Genomic DNA, 24,865 nt, shown 5'->3' with positions numbered 1-24,865 from the left:
GCTCTTATTAAAGTGTACTGAGCTCTTGGTAAGGAGACTTTCCCTTGGTAACTTGCTCAAGGCTCTTGAAAAAATGCACAAAGTTCTTGCCAAAGCACCTTAGTTCTTTGTAATGAGTCAAAAGTTCTTGGTAAAGCGGACAACGGACTTACTAAGCTACTAAAAGTTCTTGGTAAGTACTCCTCAAGCATAGACTATACAAAAAACCTCCGATCCTTTTGGATCGGAGGTTTTTATTACAGCTTAACGAGAGTAGAAGTGAACGAATTGAAAAAGACCTGATGTATTAATGTTTTCAGGCTTGTTCTTTTGAACTAGCCGAAAAAGTAGCCGAAAACTTTTTAGAAATCTCATTCATTGATGCACTGAATATCTCTACAATTTCTCTTTCACATCTTTGAACGTATGGCCGTAGATGTCAAGAATCATCATCGGAGTATTGCCTAAACGTTCAGCGATGTATTTCACTCCAACACCTTGGTTGATTAACAAAGTAGCGTGAGTGTGTCGCAATCCGTGTGGAGTGATTTTATTAATCCCTATTCGTTTTATACACCTTCTCAGTGCATAAAGAATGTACGAACCTGAATACTTGTCGCCAGTTTGATATGATATGAGTAAATCCTTTTCACTGATTTTCTTGCCGTAAGAAAGTTTTGTCTGTTTGCACCAAGTCTTGTATAATTTAAGCTGACTAAGGAGCATATCAAATCTATAGAAATGGTTCTATAACTGTTCTTGGTCTTAGGTGTGCGGACACCTTTAGTATCTCTTGTACGCTCCAATGTGAGCGTTTTTCTTTGAAATCAATGTTGTTCCATTGAGGACCGAAGCATTCGCCACGTCTCAAACCTGTATATGCTAGCAATAATATACTGTACACTGTAATGTTCTCGTTTTCTTTTGCATAATATAACAATTGATGTAGTTCCTCAGCAGACAGAAAGTTGGTTTTAGCTTCGTCTAACTCACTACTTTGATTGATCGTTATTTTCGTAAATCGGTTCCTCGTAAGTATCTCATCATCGACAGCAGCATTAATCCCGACCTTGAACAATGTATGAAACAATTTTACTGAAAGTAGTTACAGATGCAAATCAGATAACAGGATCAGGTGACTACTGGATCTTTCAAAGTGGAGCGAAGAATGTACCGGATAATATCACAGCTTGGATTGTTAATCAATATCAACTGAATAAAGATACTATCTTGCAAGAAGCAAAAGCATTTTCTCCGAATGCCACTCAACCAAAAAGGTCTCGGAGAAGAGCAAACGGAGTATGGTCAGATTGGAAGGTGGATTAAATGATACAAATTTATGGTATTTCTTCAGATGGGTATCTGACTAATTCAGAGATTCTCCCGCCTACTGCAGCTACGTGGAGAACGTACCGTACCAACGTGCAACCAGTAGCTAAGAACTCTGATTGGAGTCTTACTCCTAAGGCGTTTGGTGGTCTAGAGTATGAGATTATCGGTAAGCCTCATAAGGACGTAGTGACAATCTATACGAGCAGAGGTAACCGTAATATTTATGTAGCACCTTCTACAGGGGTGAAAATCTTTAAAAAATAACAACGAGCCACCTCATGGCGGTTCTTTTCCTCTTTTGAAGCAAGCGATTTAATGTTATAATTCTGGTAAAAATACGTAAAAAGGGAGTTATGCATGAAAATCACTACATCTATTATCGGCTCTTGCTTTAGTAGAGATAATTTCAATTCAGCGATAGTGCCAAACTATAAGGAATTTTTTGATATGAAAGTGTATCAATATCAAATGTCGATGATTTCTCTAATGGCTAATAAGATACCATTTGAGGAAAAGGACTATAGTAGCAAGCTCGAATATTTCTACAAAGAACACTTTATAACAGAACTTAATAAAACAATACTTGAGAGACTTAAAACAATACCTACCGATTACTTAATAATAGATTTTTATGGAGATATATTTTCCGGCGTCATCCAATATGGAGACTCCTACATAACTAATACACATAATTATTCTAAGCATATTAACTTATATGAAAAGAATGTAACTGGGATGAAGTTAAAGATTGAAGACGATCCAGAAACCTATTTTTCAATTTGGAAAGATAGTATAGATGCATTTATGGATTACGTCAAAACTAACCTCCCGCACACAAAAGTCGTTATTAACAAGGCGCGTTTTGTGAATGAATATCAAGATTCCGAAACAGGTCAATTGAAATCTGTAACGCAGATTAGAGATTATATTGGTGACATTGATTTTAAGAATAAAATGTGGAATAGAATGGACCAATATGTTATTGAGAAACATGGAGCTGCCTATATAGATTACGGAGACTTTGAGTACAAAGCAAACGGAGATCATAAATGGGGTCCTCATTATGTTCATTATACTGATGATTTTTATTACGACTTTAATAAAAAGTTATTAAAAATCGCCATGGACGATCTTCTTGAGAAAAAAGAGTTATCAAAGCCACTGGATAATGACATGAACCTTGCTATTAATGGAGATTTCAGCGAAGGCAGAGCGTACTGGTCATATTGGAGAGATGAATTCAAGGTTGAGAATGACGAAACAAACAACCCGCGTATGGTGATAAAATCACTTGACGCTGATAAGGATAAATACTTCCAATGTTGGACTAATGCCATGCAAATTGAAGCTAATGGCAAACGCGAATACAAAATATCGTTTAAGTGTAGAGTGAACAAAAAAGAGTTAATTAAAAATCCTAGAATATTTGCGGTGAGGGTGTTTAGAAGGTTATTCCTTACAGCTGAGAAAGATTCCGTTCAAAGTGATTACGTTAATTTGCCGAACGATATTCAAGAAGGCGAATGGATAACGATTGAACATACAATAAAACCGTTAACTGGATTATATGCGAAAATGGGTCCATTCTTAGTTAGGAACGGTAATATAGAATATAAGGATATTAAGTTTAGTCTTATAAACTGAGACATCTGAAGACGGTGACTTTTCTCTGAAAAAAAGGAAAGATGATTATCCAGTTACTATTGGCATGAAAGAAAATGAGGATGGTACTGTTACTGGTTATCTATATAAAGGAGATGGAAGTCCTGCATTTATTAAGAAGTATCAATCAAAGGAAGAGTATTATAGTAACGCAGAAAGTGATCATATTGAAATATTTAGAGACAAAACAACTCTAATCAATTAAAAAAACCCTCCTTTAGGGAGGTCAACATTAAGGGATTTGAGTGTGATTTAAAAGTTGAAGTAACAAAAGTGTATGCAGGTGTATAGGATGCGTGACGAAAACCTATACTATAAATAATTCCCCTGTGAGTTCTATTCATTTCAAGATGTAGCATCGATGGAACACAAGCCCTTCCGATTGGAGGGGCTTTATAATAATTATTGAGAAGTAACCGGTTCACTGTTATGATTATGGTAAAAATAAGCAAAGGGAGTTATGCATGAATATCACGACATCGATTATCGGCTCTTGTGTTAGCCGAGATAATTTCAACTCTGCCATATCGCCTAATTACAAAGAATACTTTGATATGAAGGTGTACCAATATCATATGTCAATGATCTCATTAATGGCTGATAGGATACCTTTTGAAGAGAAAGAATATAGCAGTAAGTTGGAATATTTTTATAAGGAACACTTCATTACTGAACTTAATAAAACCATATTGGAACGTCTTAGAACGATACCTACCGACTATTTGATCTTGGATTTTTCTGGAGACTGCCTTCATGGAGTAGTACAATACAACGATTCTTATATAACTAATACATATAATTATTTTAAGCATATTAATCTATACCAAAAGAATGCAAAAGGGAAATTAACAATAGAAGATGATCCTGAAACTTATTTCGAGTTGTGGAAAGAAAGCGTAGATAAGTTTATGGATTATAAGAACACATATCTACCAAAAACTAAAGTCGTCATTAATAAAGCAAGACTCGTTAATGAGTATTATGATTCTGCGACAGGACAACTTAAATCTGTCACACAGATACGAGGTTACATTGGAGACATTGAATTTAAGAACAAGATGTGGTCAAGAATGGATCAATATATTATCGAAAATCACGATGTTAAATATATGGATTACGGGGACTTTAATTATAAGGCAAATAGCGACCACAAATGGGGTCCGCATTATGTTCATTATACAGACGATTTTTATTATGACTTCAATAAAAAGTTATTAAAAATTGCACTGGATGACCTTCTTGAGAAAAAAGAAGCTTCGAAGCCTATAGATGAAGAAATGAACCTTGCTATTAATGGTGATTTTAGTGAAGGTAAAGAGTACTGGTCTCATTGGGTGGAAGAGTTTAAAGTTGAAAATGACGAAACAGACTCTCCGCGAGTTATGATATCTTCACTCGATGCTGAGAAAGATATGTATTTTCAATGTTGGACTAACGCCATGCGGGTTGAAGCTAACGGAAAGCGTGAATACAAAATAACATTTAAAATTAGAGTTAAAAATAAAGAGTTAATAAAAAATCCTAGAATTTTTGCAGTGAGAGTTTTTAGAAGGTTGTTTCTGACCGCCGAGAAAGATTCCGTTTATAGTGACTATGTTATTTTACCAAGTGATATAGAAGAAGGAGAATGGGTGACGCTCGAGCATACAATCAAGCCTTTAACAGGTTTGTATGCTAAAATCGGTCCATTCTTAGTGAGAAACGGTGAAGTTGAATACAAAGATATAAAGCTTACTCTATTAAAGTAATTATGATAATATGAACTACAATGTCTCTGATTGCGGGGACATAATAGGAATAAAGCCTCTTCGGTGACTAGAGGCTTCTTTTTATTTATAAAATATTAACGCTCCGTAAACACTCGAACTCTATATAATCAAATTCCCCATTATCCAATTCAATCTTAATTTGTTTCTGATCCTTGGCAACACTTACAGAGCGTTTGCTTGAATCAATTAAAGCCTATTACCCGAACGCTTCACTGATCCAACCGACTGTGAGTCACAGCGGACAATTAGAAACAGCCAAACCGATCTTTGCGACAGCTGTAGGATTTTTATATGATAACCACCATTTTTTTAGATGGCATACTTCAATTATCCCCTGTTGTCGCAAAAGGATACATGCTTTTAGGAGGTTTAGCTTTGCTACTGTTTTATCAGCTTATCTAGAAAGACATTTCGCTTCGAATCAAGTGGTAATTATAGCAGAGAGAATAGTAGTTGGAGTAAAGGTATGTGTGCCGATTGCATTGACCGCTAGTCTTGTATGGTTCGTTCTAAATAATCCAGTTTTATAAGGATGTTGCAGATGGTCATGTGAACGCCATTACGGATTGAAACCAATACTTTTATCATCATATTGAACAGCAGCTTAAAAAAGAAAGCGCGAAAATTCCTCACTTCTTGGCTATTCTCGATGTCTACATGTAGCTGTACGAAGTCGAGGTTCCTAGAATATTTGATGTAGAGCCTAAGCTAAGCGACAAAGGCACAGTTGAACCGGATGTGTTCTGTATATGGAGAAAAGATCCATTCTACATCGAAGTACAACGAACGAAGTATAGCGCTAAGGTTTTTAAGACAAAGATGGATCGGCACGAATCGTTTTTCTACGGGGAGGAATGGCACAATGAAACATGGCAACCTAAGAATAATAAACTTGTATTCCCTCGAGTGTGGGTAATTGGAGAGGGTAGGTACGATGTGACCAGAAGATCTTTTCATTTAGTGTCACAAAAAAAACGAAGTTGAATTAAGAAGTATAGCTTATAATTATAATATTTAATTTAAGGAGCGTTTGAATTGTCAAAAGGGTTTATTAAGGATAAAACGGATCTTTAATTAGAAAAAAATGTAGAACATATTGAAGACGTACTTTGAGATCTTCTAAATGAGGTGAGAGTACAAAGGAGGCAATATGAAGATAAATTAATTAATAAAAATGAGGCTACTACAAATGAGCTTCAATTGGATTTAGAGAAATATCCTAATTCGCTCGATGTCAAACATATCAAAGAAATTTTAGGTATTGGTCAAAGGCAAGTAAATGAGTTACTAAACGATCCACCATTTCATGTTGTTAGGGTAGGAAAGAAGTTTGTAGTATCAAAGCATATTTTCTTTAGATGGTTTATGGGATTAAGTTAGGATGATTCAAATTAAATTTACTTCTTCACATACGCCTGGACCACGCTCAAATTTTAAAACTCGAAACCAGCCGAAAACTAATTCATTTAATGCGTTTTAATGCAAAGTTTATAAAAAAGAAAAAGCCTCGAAATGTTGATTTAACAACAATATCAGGGCTTTTACAATTCTTAAAATCAATCCGTTTTTCTTAACGAGAGTAGAACTCAACGATAAGTGCTTCAGTGATCTCAGCAGGTAGCTCAGAACGCTCAGGAAGACGAGTGTAAGATCCTTCAAGCTTCTCAGCATCAAATGATACGTAAGCTGGAACAAAGTTCGTTACTTCAACAGCTTCTTTAACAGCAGTAAGGTTACGTGAAGTTTCACGAAGACCAATTTGCTGACCTGGAGTTACACGGTAAGATGGGATATCTACACGTTTACCATCAACAGTAACGTGACCGTGGTTTACTAACTGACGTGCTGCACGACGAGTGCGAGCAAGACCTAGACGGTATACAATGTTGTCAAGACGTGACTCAAGAAGAATCATGAAGTTTTCACCGTGGATACCACTCATTTTTCCAGCGATATCAAATGTACGACGGAATTGACGCTCGTTCACTCCGTACATGTGGCGAAGCTTTTGCTTCTCTTGAAGTTGTAAACCATACTCAGAAAGTTTCTTTCTTTGGTTTGGACCGTGTTGACCTGGTGCGTAAGGACGCTTTTCTAATTCTTTTCCTGTTCCTGTAAGCGAAATCCCAAGACGACGGGAAAGCTTCCAAGATGGACCTGTATAACGTGACATAGGTGAATCCTCCTGTTATTTTGAATGTTGCAAAATAACAACCGCGTGGCAATCTCTTAGGACAAGCATTCTATTTTCATGCACCTTCGCCTCGACAGCAGGAGGTTACGCGATACACCTCAATATACTTTACAGCCGCATTGAGGAATAGAATCAACCTGAACCAAGCTTACCTTGGCTGTCTCATTTCACACAAATTACATTATATCTAGATTGAAAGTGGAAGTCAATATCCAAATCAAAGGGTGCCTTATTAAATACGAAAAAAGTCATGGATATATGGAATGTAATGTATTATAATGAGGTATATTATCTTATTAATTTGAAAAGTTAACGTTTTCAATAGGTATAAATGGGGAAACACATAAATTATATGTAGGACATGGAGAATTTTAATATGATTGAAATAGATTAAGACGTAAGGTCTTATCATGTGGTGGTGATAGAATGAACGGGGCAGTGGATATATTACATAATGAAGATTATACACCTGTATGGAACAGAGTGTTATTTTCTAACGATTGGCCAATAGATCCGAATGAATCGTTAATTCTTACCTTAAGAACGGATCAGGCTATGGTTTCTGCCAAACAAATTGGTCCTCCTTCCTCAGCATTATCTAATGCTCTACTTGAGTACCAACAGGATTGGACGGGACTATGCAACCTGGAGTCAACTCAGTCATTTCAATATATAGAATCAGAGCATTCTTTCTCGGTTGGGGAGCTTCCACAAATCAAGTTCGGTATGATCACACCATCGGGTTCCAAGCTGAATTATCTACCTGTATTTGAGTGGCTAAAGCAGAAGCAAACTGATTATGCTTTAACATATTTAACAGCTGAGCATTTGCTTGAAGAAGCCGATTATCAAGTAAACTATCTTCCATTAGTTCAGTCATTGCTAACTTGTCTACAACGGTCAAACCTGCACATTGAACTTGCCGTCTTAGATAGTCGAGACAGTGGTATGAAGCATCGTCTTGGCTGGGAACGTAAGCCTATTCAAGAAGTATTTAGAGCAGAGCAAATGGTTACAAACCTATTGGTGAACAATGATTCTGACGAATGTATAACCTATCAAGGGAAAATAATAGGGGAAGCGCAGTTGGAGCATCTTATAGTACCGATTATTCAACAACATTCCTGTGTGTCCTGTCTTATTTTTAGTGCGGATTTAGATGAATTAATGGTCCTCAAACCAAAGCTTGTATGGCTGCAAAAGCTTTTAACTAAAGGGTACGAGCTAGATTTAGAAGAGAGTGAAGCAAGAAAAAGAGATCTTTTGCTTGAGGTCACGAAGAAATTTCATTCTACTATGGATATTAGTGAGGTTCTAGATAAAATCGTGTACGCCATAAAGAAGACGTACCCTGCGTTTGAAGTCTATCTTATGCTTTCTCATGAATGGGAGGTTGAAAAGGAGCTTCCAATTAAACCCCTACTTTATGGATCAGAAGGAATGAATGCCAAAGCGGAGCATGCTTTTCTAACAGGGATGAAGCAGGTTGACTGTGATCAAGAGAATCACTGTGTGCATTTATTTGTACCACTCAGAGGGAAGCAAGGGATTTATGGGGTACTGGAGGTGCTTGTAAAGGAGCTTGAAACCCTACCAAAGGAAGAGGTTTCTTTTATAGAGCTTTTAGCTGACACAGGAGGAAATGCTTTAGAAAATGCAGAGCTCTACAAGCAGTCTCGAGACTTAATACATGACTTGAAGCTAATTAATAAAGCAACCCATCAAATTAATATGAATCTAAATTTAAATGATTTGATTGAGAGTATGACTATACAGATTCAGGATGCATTTGGAGCGGAAGAGGTTGGTTTTCTACTGTTTGATCGAAATGATCATTCTGTGATTCATCAAAGCGGCACTGTGTTTTTTCAAGAAGCAGAGAACATTGAACGATTTACTAAACTGATTGGGCAGCTGCTCACAAAAAAAGATTCCATTTATATAGGTGATACCAGTCTTCACCCTGATGTCGAGTCGGGTCTTTTTCGTTCTATGTTAGCTATTCCAATGGTACATAAACAATCCGTGCATGGGGCTGTATTTGTCACCCATCAAGAATCCTATCATTTTACTTTTGAAAGCTTTAAGTTATTGCAGTCATTGGTTCATCATTCAACATTGGCTTTCACAAATACCCTTCTGCATGAAGAGCTTGAAAAGCTTGTTATTACCGATCATTTGACCAATTTACATTCAAGAAATCATTTGGAAGCAAGTATGGACCAATCCTTAGAAGAACATGAGAATGGTACCTTTTTGCTTATTGATATTGATAACTTTAAACGAATAAATGATACCTACGGTCACCAAATAGGAGATGAAATTATCGTACAGGTAGCGAATATCATTCGTCAGAACATACGAGAAACGGATATTGCTGCTAGATGGGGCGGTGAAGAGCTGGCAGTATATCTGCCCAAAGTAAAGCTTAACACAGGGATAGAAATAGCTAAACGTATTGTAAAGGCTGTAGCGACGGAGACCAATCCTAATGTAACAATATCTTGTGGAGTGTCCTTTTGGGGGAAGGAGGATGTCAAAACAATTTCTTCAGGCTCATTATTTAAGCATGCTGATGCCGGATTGTATAAAGCAAAAAAAGAAGGAAAAAACCAAGTCATTTTAATGGATTAATTGTGCTATAAATAAGTTCACATCAAACAGGGCTCTGGAGAGTAATCTCCAGAGCCCTGTTGTTATAAAGTTAAATATGCTTCATCAAGATCTCAACAAATGTTTTCAAATGGACTTCATCTGTTTCTGTAAACCGATCCACTGTTGGACTGTCTATATCAAGAACACCTACTGTAAATCCGTCTTTGATCATTGGAATGACAATCTCTGATCTTGAAGCCGCATCACAAGCAATGTGGCCAGGAAATTCGTGGACATCAGGTATACGAAGCGTTTCTTGCTGTGCAGCAGCCGTGCCACAAACTCCTTTGCCGAAAGGAATTCGCACGCAAGCGGGTAAACCTTGAAATGGTCCAAGCACTAATTCCGTTTCTTTTGTCACATAAAAACCAACCCAATTCACATTCTCAAGAAATTGATTTAAGAGTGAACTGGCATTGGAAAGATTGGCTACAAGGTCATTCTCTCCAGTTAGAAGAGCATCAAGCTGTTTATGAAGCTGTTCATATGCTTCGGTTAGGTCAGTTGAATAGGAAGAAGATTGAAACATGTTCGTCACTCACTTTCATTTCATAATCATCGACTTAAGTTTACATGATGCGTGTCTATTCAGCAAAAAGAATGCTTCATTAAGAGGATTTTGTCAGACGATTTGTGGGTATAAACCAAGAAGATCAGCAGGGCATGGTATCTAAAAGGTCGAACTACTTAATAGCAAATAGTCTGAGTGGAGGGGTCATATGAGCCAGGCAACCAAAGACAAAATTTTAACATCTGCTACTACGCTGTTTCATCGACAAGGCTACCATGGAACATCGGTTCGGGACATTGCCCAAGCTGCATCGGTTAATATTGCTTTGGTTTCATATTATTTTGGAGGGAAAAAAGGGTTATTTGAAACGTTGATGATTAAATTTTATGAGGGATACATGAAAGCTTTAGAAAAAGGCAGTAAAGAACCACTATCAGATTCTGCGTATGAATCAGTGATTTCATTAGTACGAGAATTAATTGAATATCAGCGAGCCCATCATGAGCTCGCTAGAATGGTTCACCGCGAAATGTCATTTGACTCAACTTTAGTTAGAGAAGTGATGTCAACGTATTTACAAAAGGAAAAGCATGAGCTCTCGCAGTTATTAAAGCAAGGTATGCGATCTGGTCAGATTGTTAAACAGCCTGTGGACTTTATTATTATTCAGCTTCGAAGTATGATGACCTTACCTTTTATGTATCCACAATATTTATGGGAGCTGTTTCAGCTGTCTCCTAAAGAGCCTTATTTTACAGATCGATACATGGAGCATCTATCTCATTGGGTTGGAGCAGGGTTAAACTCTCAACCAAAAAAAACAACCATTCGTGTTCGACAGATGGAAACCCAGTGGAAAGCGGAGTGAATTTTGATAAGTATCGTATGAATAGCATAGAAGAGCCTAGCGATTTTGTTCGTTTCACACATAATCGCTAGGCTCTTTCTGTAGCTAAAAGTTACTCGCTTATAGAGATAGGTGCTGTAAAGCTAAGCCCCTGATAATCGTCGGGCGAATGATCCATCTCCTTATACTGATGCGCATCGGAACCAAAAACAAGGGGGATGCCCATGCTTGCAGCTTGTTTAGCAACAGTTAGTGGCGGGTACGTTTCCTTGCAGAGTGGCTTTCGTAAACCGGCGACATTAAAGTCTAAGCTGTATCTTCCTGAAAGCAAGGCACTTAATATAGCATCCTGCTCCCTAATGAATGAACGACTCGGCGGTGCCTTTATTTGAAATTTGTTTGCAAGAGTCATATGTCCAATTCGTCGAGGCTTGTATGGGCCAAGATCTTCTTGGATCGATTTTAACACGGTTTGATAATAAAGCGTATGTACCGCATCAATGGATCCCAAAGAAGAAGCAAGACTAATTAATACGTCAGGACTATAATCCATACACGTATAAGTGTCGCCATGTTTCAGGAAATGAACAGAGAGGATACTGTCGGTAAGAAAGGGACCTACCTCATTTAAAAGTAATGCGGTTTGTTCTTCAAAACCCTCAATATAATCTACCTCTAAACCAATTCCAATTGCTAAATGATCTTGGTAGATGGAACGTACAGCTTGGACCTCTTCGATATAGCTATAGAAGTCTTGTTTGGACATCGCACTATCTTGTTTTGGTGCCGTATCAGTAAATCCTTCTGGTAGGGGGGCGTGCTCAGTAAACGAAATTCCCTTAAGACCAGCTTTAATAGCTTGTTCGCAGTAGGAAGCCAATGTATCTTTTGTGCCATGAGGACAAAACGGCGTGTGGACATGCCCATCGTATAATATCAATATACTCACCTTTCATTTCAACATTTTGATATGTCACGAATTCTTTAAACAGTTAATTGAAAAGAAGCACACAAAAACATGGTTTCATGGTATCATAATACATATTTATATGTTGAAAAAACTCGATCATTTCACGAATAAAAGAGGATTTTGAGGATTCTTAGAGAAAATACATACATGAGGATTAGTTTATGGTTGAAGGACAAACCATTACATCGTTAACATTACATATGATTATCACGCAAGCTACTATGATTAAAACTAGAGAATATGACATTGTATTATTGGAGCAAGAGAAGGGAGTTCTCACGTGGTTTATTTAATTATAACGATCTTGGCGCTGGTCGTGATCGCCTATATATTTGGTATGTACATAAGAAAGAATGTATACAAAGATGTAGATAAGTTAGAAGAAAAAAAGAATGGAATTATGTCCCGACCCATTCCAGAAGAAATTGCCAAGGTGAAACAATTACAAATGGCGGGCGAAACCGAACAGAAATTTGAGCTTTGGCGTAATGATTGGGATGAAATTATTGGTCAGATTATGCCGGACGTTGAAGAAACTTTATTTGATATTGAGGAGTACGCAAATAAATATCAAATTAAAAAAGCCAAGGAGCTTGCTCGAACCACAACCGATCGTCTTGAAAGTATTGATACCCAACTAGATATCATGGTTGATGAGATTGAACAGCTTGTCACAAGTGAACAGAAAAACCGGGCTGAAATTGGTGAGTTACGTGAAAAGTATTCAAGTCTTTCTTCTGAGTTACTTAAAAAGCGTGGCTCCTTTAATGAAGCCATTCAAAAACTAGATGAAAACATGGACATCGTCAAAAAAGGACTTAATTCATTTGATGAGGCCACAAAGGAAGGTAGTTATCTCCAAGCAAGGCAAGAGCTGCTTAGCCTAAAAGAGACGCTTCTTGACGTTGAAATTCAAGCGGAACGAATTCCAAAGCTCATGGTACAAATTAGAACGACGATTCCAGGTGAGATAAAGAACTTGGAAGCTGGGATAGCAGATATGCAAGAAAAAGGCTATCAGCTTGAGCCGCTTGTTCTAGAGCCAAAGCTTCAAGAGATGAAAAAAGAAGCAGACGATATTTTGAAGGATCTAGAAAACCTTCAGACAGAGAAAGCTGAGGAGCGAATCAACTCGATTCATCAACAGATTGAACAGATTTATGACACGTTGGATGAAGAGGTTCAATCTAAGCAGCAAACCCTTGAGAAGCTTCCACATTTAAAGCATCAGCTTGAGTTAACAGGGAAGGCTTTACATAAGCTTCTTCAAGAGCTTAGCCATGTCCAGCAAAGCTATCGTTTGTCAAAGGAAGATGTTGATTCTCAAGAAGGCCTCTCCAAACAAATGACAGAAATGAGTAAGCAGCTACAAGTCATAGTTGATGTCACAGAAAATGAGAAACAAACCTTTACCTCGATCTTTGAAATGGTTAAGGAATGGGAAGGTCGCCTCCAAGAGCTAACAGAGCAAATTAAGCAAAGCTCCGGTAAGCTGTATGAGCTTCGTGAAGAGGAGATGAAGGCTAAGGAAACCATCTCCAGATTACGTGCCGTTATGTTGGAAGGAAAACGAGTCTTACGCAAAAGCAATATACCAGGTCTGCCAGCTAGAGCGTTGGAACGACTCGAAGAAGGAGATCAACAGATTCAAGAGGCGGTGGACTTATTAAATCAGGTCCCTCTTGAAATGATTCATGTAAATGAAAAGGTTGAAAATGCGATCTCCATTATTGAAGAAAACGATGAACTGATAAGTGAAACGATAAAAAGCGCGCAATTAGCTGAACGTGTAATTCAATACAGCAATCGCTATCGAAATCGTAGCGAGGAGACAAGAGGTCTATTGAATCAAGCAGAACGGCTCTTCCGACATTATGAGTACGATGAAGCGATTGAATGTGCCGTACGAGCTGTAGAGCCCTTTGAGAAGGGTGTCGTTGAACGGGTATCAGAGCACGTGTCCGCGTGATCGTTAAGGTGACCTAATAAAAAGCTCCTGTTTCATTGGGAGCTTTTTTCGTTTGGTTATGTTTTTGTTATTTTCGGAAGTTGATGCTACGATAAACGGGCAAGTGGTTGAAAGGTAAAGGAGAAACCTACAATGATTTATCTTGATAATAGTGCGACAACACGCCCATCTCAAGAGGCGTTACAAACATATCTTTCAGTCTCGGAACGTTTTTTTGGAAATCCATCCTCGCTTCACAAATTAGGGATGGAATCCGAAAAAGTGCTAAACCGAGCGAGAAGTATCATGGCGGAGCTTTTGGATGTGGAGTCATCGGGGATTTATTTCACCTCTGGGGGCACAGAAAGCAATAATCTAGCTATAAAAGGCTCATTACGATCTACACTGCATAAGAAGAATCATCTAATTACGACAGCGGCAGAGCACGCCTCCGTTTATCAAAGCTTCAAAGAGCTTGAAAAAGAAGGCTATCAGGTAACGTACCTTCCCGTAGATGAGACAGGCAAAATTACAATATCTGATTTAGAAAAGGCGCTGACTAAGGATACGGTTTTGGTTTCAATAAGTCATGTTAATAACGAAACAGGCACGATTCAACCAATTTATGAGATTGGTACATTGTTACGTAAATATCCTCAAATCCGTTTTCATGTAGATCATGTTCAAGGTGCAGGCAAGGTCCCGCTTTCCATCAAAAGAGCAGGCATTGATTTGTTAACCCTATCAGCACACAAATTTCATGGACTAAAGGGTTCAGCTCTATTATATATTCGTCCGGGAATTCATGTGAAATCACAAGCGCATGGTGGCGAGCAAGAGGGAGGATTTCGTGGAGGAACTGAAAATGTGGCCGGAATCGCAGCCATGGCAAAAGCCTATAAAATGGAATGTGAAAAAGCGAGTTCCAGAATGACGCATTTACAACAACTCCAGCTTAAGCTTGTTGAGCATTTTAGTCTGCTCGATGAATGTGTGGTAAATACTCCACATCAAGAATCGGCTCCACATATTATAAATGTATCCGTCCCAGGTTATAAACCAGAAGTCATAGTACAAAAGCTAGCAGAGCAAGAAATATATATATCAACGCAATCAGCATGCTCATCAAAGTTAAATGAGCCAAGTCGAGTATTACTTGCAATGGGAAAAGGAGAAGAAGTGGCAAGTAGTGCACTAAGAATCAGTTTATCTTTTGACTCTACCCAAGAGGAAATTGATACATTTATTCAGGTCCTATCCACATTGCTTCCAAGTATTAAGAAAGTGGTGGGAAAATGAAATATGATCATGTATTAATTCGTTATGGAGAGCTTGCCCTAAAGGGTAAAAACCGTGTGTCGTTTGAGAAGCAGCTTTTATCTAATATCAGACAGGTTCTGAAACCAGTAGAAGGAATCAAAGTGAAACGTACGTTTGGAAGAATTGTTCTTGAGTTAAATGGGGCAGATCCCGCTAACGTGATCGGACCATTAAAACATATCTTTGGTATTCATTCCTTTAGCCTTGCTATTCGTGTTGATAATGAAGTTTCAGAGATGCAAAAAGGTGCGTTGAAGGCAATTAAAGAATCAGAGGGAGATGTGCGTACCTTTAAAATCGTGACCCGTCGTGCTTACAAGCCTTTTCCAATTGACTCACAAACCCTCAATCATAAGATTGGCGGCTTTGTGTTGGCAAATACCGAGGATATAAAGGTAGACGTCCATCATCCAGATGCGATCATCCATGTTGAAGTACGAGAGACTGCAACGTATATCACAACCAGTGCTTTTAAAGGTTCGGGTGGCTTACCTGCAGGCACAAGCGGTAAGCTTCTGTTAATGCTTTCTGGTGGAATTGACAGTCCTGTAGCCGGTTATTTAACAATGAAGCGTGGGGTGGATCTTGAAGCTATCCATTTTCACAGTCCGCCGTATACGAGTGAACGCGCAAAACAAAAAGTCATTGACCTGGCAAAAAGGCTGAACCAATTTGGCGGCCAAATAAAAATTCATATGGTTCCTTTTACCGACATTCAAACGCATATTCGTGATGAAGCTCCAAGCAACTTTCAAATGACAATTATGAGAAGAATGATGATGAGGATAGCTTCAAGAATCGCAGAAGAGAGAAATATCCAAGGAATTGCCACAGGTGATAGTATTGGTCAGGTGGCTAGCCAGACGCTTCACAGCATTCAAACAATTAATGAAGTCACAAACCTTCCAATTATTCGACCATTAGTCACAATGGACAAGTTGGAGGTTATCGAAATGGCTAAGCATATTGGTACGTATGAAACGTCCATTTTGCCTTACGAGGATTGTTGCACAATTTTTCTCCCATCGGATTCTAAGACAAGGCCATCTCGTAAGCATGCGCATAAATTTGAGCAATATATAAAAGTAGATCATTATGTAGAAAAGGCTTTAGAAGGTACTGAGATACTAGATCTAACAAATCTAGATGAGGTTGAACAAGCTATTGAGGATTTATTTTAAAAAATCACCTGAGTCCATACTTTTGTGTGAATTTCCTCGAGAATTTGATGTTCAAAGAAAGATAACAGCTAAAGTTTTGTTTTTTTCTTCTGTCGCTCTCAAGATAGTGGTCACTTACCCGAGGCCAAGCACCCTTCTAACCATACAAGCCCGTTCATTATAATAAGCCTGTTCATCGAAGCCACTGAAAAACGATCTTTCTAAGACTGTGAACGTCCATCAATTGTTTAAGTCAGAACGTTAGCGGAAGGAGAACCCGAAGACTCCTGCGGAACAGAACGAGTCTGAAGACATCGAAGTGATGGTTTTCCACTTCGAGGGCTGAGGCCGTTCCCGCGGAAAGCGTAGGGTTCTCCTGTAGCGGCGCCATTCAGCTCATTATTATATGACTTTTTCAGTGACGTCCTGTTTTTCCTGCAGGTGTCGGCATCAATAGATCTTAACCAAAAAATCAGAACAAATAATTACCATTTTTATCTGTGCATGATATTTTTCTCCTTGGTCATTCTATTAGTACCGAAGGAGGTGAGAGACATGGCAGATAACAAAAGTTCAAACCAACTTGTTGTACCTGGTGTCCAACAAGCTCTTGACCAAATGAAATACGAAATCGCTTCAGAATTCGGTGTTCAATTAGGACCAGATTCTACAGCTCGTGCAAACGGTTCTGTAGGAGGAGAAATCACAAAACGTCTTGTACAAGCAGCTGAAAAGCAACTAGGCGGTAGCTATTAATATCATAAGTAATGGATTAGAGGAAGCCCCTGAGCTTCCTCTTTTTAATTGGAGCAAAGTTATTGCCGATTGACCGTGAATCTGTCACGATAGAGCTAGTGTGTGCAGATTAAATGAAGGGAAGAAAAAAATGGGTACACTTTGGCATAATGGAACCTTTTTTACTTTAAAGCAACCAGATGACTCGGTTGAGGCAGTGTTTGTACGTGAGGGACGTATAGTAGAAATTGGTACAAAAGAAGAATTACTTAGAAGATATGAGCAAGAGATTACAAGCATAAAGGATGTACGAGGTGGATATGTGTATCCAGGATTCGTAGATAGTCACTTACATATGATTGGGCACGGCGAAAAGTTGCTTAGTCTCGACCTTTCCACGGTTACCTCCTCAAATCAAATGAAAGAACTCCTCATTAAAAAGGCTAACGAACAATCAGAGGGGGACTGGGTGATTGCAGAGGGCTGGAATGAAAACTCCTTTGAAGATCGAAAAATATTCACCCGCCTAGAATTAGATGAGATTAGTTCAAATCGACCACTGTATGCCTCACGTATATGTCGTCATGCGGCAATCGTTAATACAATGGCATTACGCAACGCTGGTATTACTAAAGATACACCTGATCCATCAGGTGGAGTCATAGAACGAGATGCCTTCGGTGAGCCAACAGGCTATTTAATGGACGCAGCTGTGGACTTAGTGAAGAATGTCATGCCATCAGTTAATAAAGAATATGTCACGCGTGCATTGAATCATTCAGTGAAAGACCTGCTTGCGCAAGGAATTACAGGCGGTCATACGGAGGATATGAATTATTATAATGGTTTTTCTGAAACCATTGATGTATTTCAATCGTTAATACATAAGGATGGATATAAGTTCCGTGTCAATTTATTAATTCATCATGAACAAATAGAAAACATGATAAGTGCCGGTTTTAAAGGTGGGAATCTCTCTCCCTTCCTTGACATTGGATCCATGAAGATTTTTGCTGACGGTGCATTAGGGGGACGAACGGCTTTTCTATCTGAGCCTTATGAGGATGACCCTGAAAACTATGGAGTGGCGATGCACTCAAGGGAAGAGCTTTTTGCCTTGGTTAAAAAAGCGAGAGATTTTAAGCTACCTGTAGCTATCCACGTAATTGGGGATGCTGCTCTTGAATATGCTATAGATGCATTAGAGCAATATCCACCGATTGAGGGCAGAGACAGGCTAATTCATCTACAGGTGACAAGGCCAAGTTTAATAAAAAGATTAAAGGATTTGCCAGTCATCTTAGATTTACAGCCTCGATTTGTAGCGACAGATTTTCCGTGGGTAGAAGAGAGATTGGGCAACCAAAGACTGGATTCGGCATTTGCTTGGAAGACATTATTAGATGAAGGTCTTCATTGTGCAGGGGGTTCGGATGCACCGATAGAGCCACCAAGTCCGCTACTTGGTATGCATGCAGCGATTACCCGAAGACATCCGGCTGAGCTTGAGCATGAGGGATATTTGCCTCATGAAAAGCTTAGCCGCTTTGAAGCCTTACAGCTATTTACTTCTGGCAGCGCCTACGCCACTGGTCTTGAGGAAAGACGAGGAATACTAGCAGAAGGGTATGATGCTGACTTTACGGTGCTAACTCATAATTTGTTTACGTGTGATCCAGAGGATTTTCTCCAATCTGACGTACTTATGACAATAGTAGACGATACCATTATGTATCAAAACGAAAATAAGTAGTAAAAATACCACAGTGTTTTTAGAGGGAGTGGAAATATGAATTGGAAACGATGGACGGCATTGGGTGTGGTAGTAGGTTTATTAATGATCTCCACCATTACAAATTTAGCCGTTGGATTTGCAAACTTTGATTTTGATGAATATGTAGGGACTGACTTTACAGAAACACAGCTGCAAGAGGGAGCTGCCGGTAAATTGGTTGTTTTAAATCTGGATGGGGTTATTCAAGATACTGGCAGCCAAGGGTTATTTGGTGGCGATATATATGACCATCAAGCATTTTTAACTCAGCTTGAAATGGCTGGAGAAGATAACACGGTAGATGGAATCATTATTCGAGTAAACACTCCTGGTGGTGGGGTGTTGGAAAGTGATGAAATCCATGAAAAAATTGTAGCGGCTCAGGAAGAACATGAGAAACCTGTTTACATATCAATGGGGAACATGGCGGCTTCTGGTGGTTACTATATTGCAGCGCCGGCTGATCGAATTGTGGCTAGTCCAAGTACAATTACAGGGTCCATTGGGGTTATTATGGAGTCCATTAATTTTGCTGAGCTAGCTGAAAACTATGGTGTATCCTTTAATACAATTAAAAGCGGTCCATTTAAAGATATCATGTCTCCATATAAAGAAATGACAGATGATGAAAGAGACATCCTGCAATCAATGGTAGACGAATCCTATAATGAATTCGTGAGGGTTATATCTGAAGGTCGTAACATGGATGAAGAAACCGTGCGCGAAATTGCAGATGGTCGAATTTATAGTGGTAATCAAGCTTTTGAGAATGGATTAGTTGATGACTTAGGAAATCTTGATGACACCATTGGTTTACTAAGTGAAGAATTAGGGGGCGGCGATTATCGCGTAGTCACCTATGATTATATGGGTGGGATGTATGATTTCTTCGGAATGACTGCCCAAAAATTATTTGGTCCAGATCCAGAATTAACGATGCTGCAAAAGCTTATTTTTGAGCATCGAGCGCCAACATTAAAGTATCTATATACTGATTGAGAAAGGGGAGTGAACCTATATGAGTGATCATGCCTATTTTCCACTTGCCCGTTCTAGAAGAGCTCGTTTAAAGAGCAAAGATACCGAGAGCTTAAAAGACGATGGACTCTCTTCTGAGATCTTAGAGGAAAAATCAGAGGAAGTTGTTTATGCAGGATTTTGGGTGAGGCTTTGGGCTTTTTTACTTGATTTAATTGTAGTATTTTCTATACAAAGTATATTTATTAACTCTTGGTTTTTGTTTCTCCCTGATGGCTTTCAATCCATTGGTATATTCGCCACTCAAACCTTTTTATATGCAGGAACGTTTTTCGTGTACTTTGCTTTGATGACTAAGTTTTACGGAAAAACAGTGGGAAAAATGGTATTAGGCATCAAAGTAGTTTCCTCAGAGGGTGAATCATTGAATTGGAAACAAATTCTGTTTCGTGAGGGAATTGTGAGGTTGATGTACCATGTCGTCATATTTGGAATTCCGTACTTGTTTTTATGGCTTTATTTATTTGTAGCCTTTGTTCCAGCAAAAAAAGGGCTACATGATTTAGTTGCAGACACATATGTTATTCACGATAAAAAATAAGTAACGCAAGCTTGTAAACCTGTCCATTCGTGGGCAGGTTTATTTGTATGTGTTGCGGACAAGCTAGGAAGTAGGAGGGAGGAAATACATGATTTGGGTTTGGATTATCCTAGGGATCCTTATTATTCTTGTTTGTATTTGGTTTATTCAAATCAAGGTTAGTGTATACGTTGCCTATATTCATAAGAAACAAACAGCAAAGATATCTATTCATATTCTTTCGTTTACCGTTTACACACTGAACATCCCAGTAATAAAAACGGGTGAAAAAGGAGTAGTGGTAGAAGAAAAAGAAAAAACCATGAACAACACCAATCAAAAGAAAAAACGATTAGGTTTAGTGGACCTTCTATATAGCTATCAAACGGTGCAAGAGTGGCTAACTTTTTTGCAACGACTGCATAAGCAAGTGAAGCCAATATTTAAACATATTCATGTACATACCCTTGAGTGGAAAACAGAATTTGGAATAGGGGATGCCCCTTTAACAGCCCAGATAACAGGCTATATTTGGACAGGAAAGTCGCTAGTGATAGGGATCATTAGTCACTATGCAAAGGTTTTACAGCTCCCTTTTATTCAAGTTGCCCCTTTATATCAGCAAAACCTGGTACACACGGAGTTTTCCTGCATGTTTTCATTTCGAGTGGGGCAAGCTATTCACGCAGGAATAACAGTTTTACGACATTGGAGACAGCGTCCAGTGCGACATTATTAAAATCAATAATTTTAGAAGAATGAGTCTAAGGAGGAATAAGTAATGTCAGATCATCCTATTCAAGGTCTAATGAAAACCGCTATGGAGAATTTAAAAGAAATGGTGGATGTGAATACAATTGTGGGTGACCCTGTTGAAACACCTGATGGTAGTGTTATTATGCCCATCTCAAAGGTAGGGTTTGGATTTGCTGCAGGTGGAAGCGAATTTATCATTGACCATAAAGGGCAGTCCGGTGAAGAGCATACGCATCCTTTTGGAGGCGGTAGCGGGGGCGGTGTTTCCATCACACCTATTGCGTTTTTAGTAGTGGGGAAATCAGGGATTAAAATGGTTCACCTTGATAGTCAAACTCATTTGTATGAGCGTCTACTTGATTTAGCTCCTCAGGTGACTGAAAAAATTCAAAGTATGATCAAAGCATCGAACCACCAAAAAGAACACCACCCAGATCAGCCTCCATTTTAAACAGCGATATTCTTGCTGAATAAGACAACCTTCAAGTATGATGAAAGATAGGACACATCATTACCAAGGAGGAAAAGTATATGGTAGCTATTACATTTAAAGAAAAACCAATGACTGTATTGGGCAACGAAGTAAAAATAGGTGACAAAGCTCCGGATTTTAAGGTGCTGGCCAATGATTTATCAGAAGTCACGTTAGCGGATTCTAAAAACCGTGTACGACTCATTAGTGTAATTCCTTCTATTGACACCGGGGTATGTGATGCCCAAACGCGTAAGTTTAATGAAGCGGTTGGCGAGGTTGGAAATGTGGACGTTTTAACGATTAGTGTCGATCTTCCTTTTGCACAACGACGCTGGTGCGCAGCTTCCGGACTTGACCACGTCAAAACATTATCAGATCACAAGGACCTTTCCTTTGGAACTGCCTACGGGCTTGTATTAGAGGAGCTGCGTCTACTGGCAAGAGCTGTGTTTGTGGTAGACTCAAACGATACGATAGTACACGCTGAATATGTATCTGAGGCGACAAATCACCCAGATTATGAACAAGCAATTGAAGCCGCTAAAAAGGCAAATTAGTAGTGAAAATCCCGCTGGTCTCCAGCGGGATTTATTGTATCCGTAGGGAATCTCCTGTACAATAGCAAAGCGATGAATGGAGTCAGTATTTGTATAGAGGAGTGGGATGAACGTGACGAAGACGAGCTTTGATGAATTATACCAATATATTGATGAGGGGGCACTTTTTTTAGAAAAGCAAAAGGACATAACGTATTTGGATGCCATTGCAGAAATAGGTACCCACCTCTTTGGGGACAAAACACAAAAAATGGAGTTAACCGATCAGCTAAACCAACAGCTGGCAGCCATTGATGTGGATGTATTAGATAGAGAGGTAGTACGTAAAGCCTTTCAAATGAGTGTTCTTAAGGGCATGAAGGGAGCAACGCAGCCACATCATTCTATGACACCTGATGCTGTGAGTCTGTTTGCTTCATATATTATCAATAAGATTACGGGCCAACATGATAAGAATCAAGCAATAAAATTACTTGATTTAGCCGTTGGAACAGGGAACCTACTAACAACGATATTAAACCACTCTCCATTGAAGCTTGAAGCTAGTGGATTTGAGGCGGATGAGACTTTGCTTCATATTGCCTATGCAAACGCAAATCTACAACAACATCAATTGGAGCTCTATCATCAGGATAGCCTGCAAATGTCATTGAATAAGAGCGATCTTGTTGTCACAGATCTTCCTATTGGCTATTATCCAAAGGACGAGATTGCCTCAACGTATTCTTTAAAGGCAGTTGAAGGACATGCTTATATTCATCATCTCATGATAGAGCAGGGGATTCGATCGCTCACACCAGGTGGATACGCGTTGTATTTAGTGCCGAACTTTTTATTTGAAAGCGACCAAGCAGATCAACTGCATGCATTCTTAAAAGACGAGACGGTTATTCTTTCGTTACTTCAATTGCCTAAAACAATGTTTCATGCAGAGCAGCAAGGAAAAAGCTTTTTGCTTCTTCAGAAAAAAGGGGAAAAAACGATTGTCCCTAGACACGCTTTATTAGCGGAGCTACCTTCATTTGACAAAAAAGAAGCACTTGCAGATATGATGGAGCGAATAAACGATTGGTTTGCTCAAGAACTAAGGCTGTAATACAACACGAGGTGTTCATTAAGAATAAGAAAATAGAGGAAGCGCTTTAAAGTCTTTTAGTATGGCATGTCTACTGATTAGTAGAACAGATTTCATGTACTAATGATTATGTTCAGAATTAAATAACTTCTTCTTTCGTGCGTGCAAAATCACCTGTAACACTTGAATTACAAGGGTTTCGATGCTTAAATAAGAGAAGAAGGACACCTCAAAAGTTTGGATAGATTAGGTGTCTATAAAAAGGAGTGGGCTTTTTTTATGTCTAAAGTTATGGCAATTAATGCTGGAAGTTCATCACTGAAATTTCAGCTTCTAACAATGCCTGAAGAAGATGTTGTAACAAAAGGACTTGTGGAACGCATTGGATTAAACAATAGTATCTTTCAAATATCTGTGAATGGTGAAAAAAATGAAACAATTACAGATATCCCGAATCATGAGGTTGCGGTTAAGCTTCTATTAGAAAAGCTAACTGGTCTTGGAATTATTGAATCTTTGGATGAAATCAATGCAATCGGACATCGTGTCGTTCACGGTGGAGAGCTATTTAATGATTCAGTTCTGATCACAGATGAGGTGTTAGCGGGTATTGAATCAGTTTCAGAGCTTGCCCCGTTACACAACCCGGCTAACATTGTGGGAGTTAAAGCATTTAAAGAGATCCTACCGAATGTACCATCTATCGCAGTATTTGATACGGCTTTCCATCAAACGATGCCTGAAGAGTCGTTTTTATACAGTCTCCCTTATGAATATTATAAAGACTTTGGTATTCGTAAGTATGGATTCCATGGTACGTCCCATAAGTACGTTTCTGAACGAGCGGCAGAGCTGTTAGATCGTCCACTTGATCAATTACGTATTCTATCATGCCATTTGGGAAATGGAGCTAGTATTGCTGCCATTAAAGGTGGGAAATCAGTTGATACGTCCATGGGCTTTACACCTCTTGCTGGCGTAACAATGGGCACACGCTCAGGAAACCTCGACCCAGCGCTTATTCCTTTCATTATGGAGAAGACTGGTCAAACGGCTGCTGAGGTTTTGGATACATTAAATAAACGTAGTGGCTTATTAGGAATTACTGGTTTCTCAAGCGATTTACGTGATATCGAAGAGAAGGCAAAAGCAGGCGATGAGCGAGCAGAAACGGCTCTTAACGTCTTCACCTCACGTATTCATAAATATGTAGGATCTTACGCGGCTCGTATGAGTGGACTGGATGCCATCGTGTTTACAGCGGGAATTGGTGAAAACAGTGATGTGATTCGTGAACGTGTATTACGTGGTTTAGAATTTATGGGTGTTTATTTTGATCCATCTTTAAATCAAGTACGCGGCAAAGAAGCGTTTATTAACTATCCGCACTCCCCGGTTAAAATTATCATCATCCCAACAAATGAAGAAGTCATGATTGCACGGGATGCCATTCGGTTGTCAGGTTTGTAAAAACGGACTCTAAATAAAAAGCTTGCCAGCAATCTCTCGCCTAACGAGAAATTGCAGGCAAGCTTTTTTTAAACACACTACTCTATTTACTCCTTTAGTTGCTTCTAACTAGCCAACG

24 protein-coding genes are annotated in these 24,865 nt (G+C 38.9%); 20 read left to right on the top strand and 4 right to left on the bottom strand.

Annotated features, from left to right (window positions below; all coding sequences use genetic code 11):
* Window positions 1–375 precede the first annotated feature (375 nt).
* Entirely contained in the window at window positions 376–705 is a 330-nt protein-coding gene (locus tag FN960_RS23115; RefSeq protein ID WP_260681880.1) for a tyrosine-type recombinase/integrase, read from the bottom strand.
* A 351-nt stretch (window positions 706–1,056) separates the two neighbouring features.
* Between FN960_RS23115 and FN960_RS00525 the strand changes: the two genes are divergently transcribed.
* The 5 genes from FN960_RS00525 (at window position 1,057) to FN960_RS00505 (ending at window position 5,272) form a co-directional block, all read left to right on the top strand.
* Complete coding sequence (locus tag FN960_RS00525) at window positions 1,057–1,305, top strand: pyocin knob domain-containing protein (protein ID WP_143846421.1); 249 nt, start codon at window positions 1,057–1,059, stop codon at window positions 1,303–1,305.
* Entirely contained in the window at window positions 1,306–1,575 is a 270-nt protein-coding gene (locus tag FN960_RS00520) for a hypothetical protein (RefSeq protein ID WP_143846420.1), read from the top strand.
* Window positions 1,576–1,668: 93 nt separating this feature from the next.
* Window positions 1,669–2,955: a DUF6270 domain-containing protein gene (locus tag FN960_RS00515; protein ID WP_143846419.1), complete on the top strand. Its 1,287-nt coding sequence runs from the start codon at window positions 1,669–1,671 to the stop codon at window positions 2,953–2,955.
* Window positions 2,956–3,437: 482 nt separating this feature from the next.
* On the top strand, window positions 3,438–4,721 hold the full coding sequence (locus FN960_RS00510) for a DUF6270 domain-containing protein (RefSeq protein ID WP_143846418.1): 1,284 nt from the start codon (window positions 3,438–3,440) through the stop codon (window positions 4,719–4,721).
* A gap of 173 nt (window positions 4,722–4,894) precedes the next feature.
* On the top strand, window positions 4,895–5,272 hold the full coding sequence (locus FN960_RS00505; protein WP_143846417.1) for a hypothetical protein: 378 nt from the start codon (window positions 4,895–4,897) through the stop codon (window positions 5,270–5,272).
* 1,040 nt (window positions 5,273–6,312) lie between these two features.
* On the opposite strand, the gene rpsD is transcribed toward FN960_RS00505, so the two are convergent.
* Window positions 6,313–6,915 carry a 30S ribosomal protein S4 gene (gene rpsD / locus FN960_RS00495; RefSeq protein WP_143846416.1) on the bottom strand — a complete coding sequence of 201 codons (603 nt, stop codon included), beginning with the start codon at window positions 6,913–6,915 and terminating at the stop codon, window positions 6,313–6,315.
* A gap of 447 nt (window positions 6,916–7,362) precedes the next feature.
* Between rpsD and FN960_RS00490 the strand changes: the two genes are divergently transcribed.
* Window positions 7,363–9,570 carry a sensor domain-containing diguanylate cyclase gene (locus FN960_RS00490; RefSeq protein WP_143846415.1) on the top strand — a complete coding sequence of 736 codons (2,208 nt, stop codon included), beginning with the start codon at window positions 7,363–7,365 and terminating at the stop codon, window positions 9,568–9,570.
* A 70-nt stretch (window positions 9,571–9,640) separates the two neighbouring features.
* On the opposite strand, the gene FN960_RS00485 is transcribed toward FN960_RS00490, so the two are convergent.
* The gene (locus FN960_RS00485) at window positions 9,641–10,120 is read right to left on the bottom strand and encodes a GAF domain-containing protein (protein WP_143846414.1); all 480 of its coding nucleotides are present in this window, start codon (window positions 10,118–10,120) and stop codon (window positions 9,641–9,643) included.
* Window positions 10,121–10,310: 190 nt separating this feature from the next.
* On the opposite strand from FN960_RS00485, the gene refZ reads away from it, so the two are divergent.
* A complete protein-coding gene (gene refZ, locus FN960_RS00480) occupies window positions 10,311–10,970 on the top strand; it encodes a forespore capture DNA-binding protein RefZ (protein ID WP_143846413.1) in 660 nt (219 codons plus the stop codon).
* Window positions 10,971–11,061: 91 nt separating this feature from the next.
* Here the strand turns inward: refZ and hisJ are convergent, their stop codons facing one another.
* Window positions 11,062–11,889: a histidinol-phosphatase HisJ gene (gene hisJ, locus FN960_RS00475; protein ID WP_185970846.1), complete on the bottom strand. Its 828-nt coding sequence runs from the start codon at window positions 11,887–11,889 to the stop codon at window positions 11,062–11,064.
* Window positions 11,890–12,080: 191 nt separating this feature from the next.
* On the opposite strand from hisJ, the gene FN960_RS23110 reads away from it, so the two are divergent.
* From FN960_RS23110 to FN960_RS00415, 13 genes are all read left to right on the top strand, one after another.
* Window positions 12,081–12,212: a hypothetical protein gene (locus FN960_RS23110; protein WP_260681879.1), complete on the top strand. Its 132-nt coding sequence runs from the start codon at window positions 12,081–12,083 to the stop codon at window positions 12,210–12,212.
* The gene (ezrA, locus tag FN960_RS00470) at window positions 12,200–13,888 is read left to right on the top strand and encodes a septation ring formation regulator EzrA (RefSeq protein ID WP_185970845.1); all 1,689 of its coding nucleotides are present in this window, start codon (window positions 12,200–12,202) and stop codon (window positions 13,886–13,888) included. Before FN960_RS23110 ends, ezrA begins: the two co-directional genes overlap by 13 nt.
* A 132-nt stretch (window positions 13,889–14,020) precedes the next feature.
* Window positions 14,021–15,166 carry a cysteine desulfurase family protein gene (locus FN960_RS00465; protein ID WP_143846411.1) on the top strand — a complete coding sequence of 382 codons (1,146 nt, stop codon included), beginning with the start codon at window positions 14,021–14,023 and terminating at the stop codon, window positions 15,164–15,166.
* The gene (gene thiI, locus FN960_RS00460; RefSeq protein ID WP_143846410.1) at window positions 15,163–16,368 is read left to right on the top strand and encodes a tRNA uracil 4-sulfurtransferase ThiI; all 1,206 of its coding nucleotides are present in this window, start codon (window positions 15,163–15,165) and stop codon (window positions 16,366–16,368) included. Before FN960_RS00465 ends, thiI begins: the two co-directional genes overlap by 4 nt.
* Window positions 16,369–16,902: 534 nt before the next feature.
* Window positions 16,903–17,103: an alpha/beta-type small acid-soluble spore protein gene (locus FN960_RS00455; protein WP_143846409.1), complete on the top strand. Its 201-nt coding sequence runs from the start codon at window positions 16,903–16,905 to the stop codon at window positions 17,101–17,103.
* 130 nt (window positions 17,104–17,233) lie between these two features.
* Window positions 17,234–18,835: an amidohydrolase gene (locus tag FN960_RS00450; RefSeq protein ID WP_143846408.1), complete on the top strand. Its 1,602-nt coding sequence runs from the start codon at window positions 17,234–17,236 to the stop codon at window positions 18,833–18,835.
* 36 nt (window positions 18,836–18,871) lie between these two features.
* Window positions 18,872–19,855, top strand: coding sequence for a signal peptide peptidase SppA (sppA, locus tag FN960_RS00445; protein ID WP_143846407.1), 984 nt, complete (start codon window positions 18,872–18,874; stop codon window positions 19,853–19,855).
* Window positions 19,856–19,874: 19 nt separating this feature from the next.
* Window positions 19,875–20,435 (top strand): RDD family protein, encoded by a 561-nt coding sequence (locus tag FN960_RS00440; protein WP_143846406.1) that lies wholly within the window; start codon window positions 19,875–19,877, stop codon window positions 20,433–20,435.
* Between the two features lie 88 nt (window positions 20,436–20,523).
* Window positions 20,524–21,153 (top strand): DUF2953 domain-containing protein, encoded by a 630-nt coding sequence (locus FN960_RS00435; RefSeq protein ID WP_143846405.1) that lies wholly within the window; start codon window positions 20,524–20,526, stop codon window positions 21,151–21,153.
* Between the two features lie 42 nt (window positions 21,154–21,195).
* Window positions 21,196–21,621, top strand: a complete 426-nt coding sequence (gene ytfJ, locus FN960_RS00430; RefSeq protein ID WP_143846404.1) for a GerW family sporulation protein — start codon at window positions 21,196–21,198, stop codon at window positions 21,619–21,621.
* An 80-nt stretch (window positions 21,622–21,701) separates the two neighbouring features.
* Window positions 21,702–22,202, top strand: a complete 501-nt coding sequence (gene tpx, locus FN960_RS00425) for a thiol peroxidase (RefSeq protein WP_143846403.1) — start codon at window positions 21,702–21,704, stop codon at window positions 22,200–22,202.
* A gap of 106 nt (window positions 22,203–22,308) precedes the next feature.
* Complete coding sequence (locus tag FN960_RS00420; protein WP_143846402.1) at window positions 22,309–23,298, top strand: class I SAM-dependent methyltransferase; 990 nt, start codon at window positions 22,309–22,311, stop codon at window positions 23,296–23,298.
* 258 nt (window positions 23,299–23,556) lie between these two features.
* Complete coding sequence (locus FN960_RS00415; RefSeq protein ID WP_143846401.1) at window positions 23,557–24,747, top strand: acetate kinase; 1,191 nt, start codon at window positions 23,557–23,559, stop codon at window positions 24,745–24,747.
* Window positions 24,748–24,865: the final 118 nt, after the last annotated feature.

This window comes from Alkalicoccobacillus porphyridii (assembly GCF_007293315.1).
Taxonomy (GTDB): Bacteria; Bacillota; Bacilli; order Bacillales; family Bacillaceae_D; genus Alkalicoccobacillus; species Alkalicoccobacillus porphyridii.
This window is presented reverse-complemented; position numbering and strand designations above follow the sequence as displayed.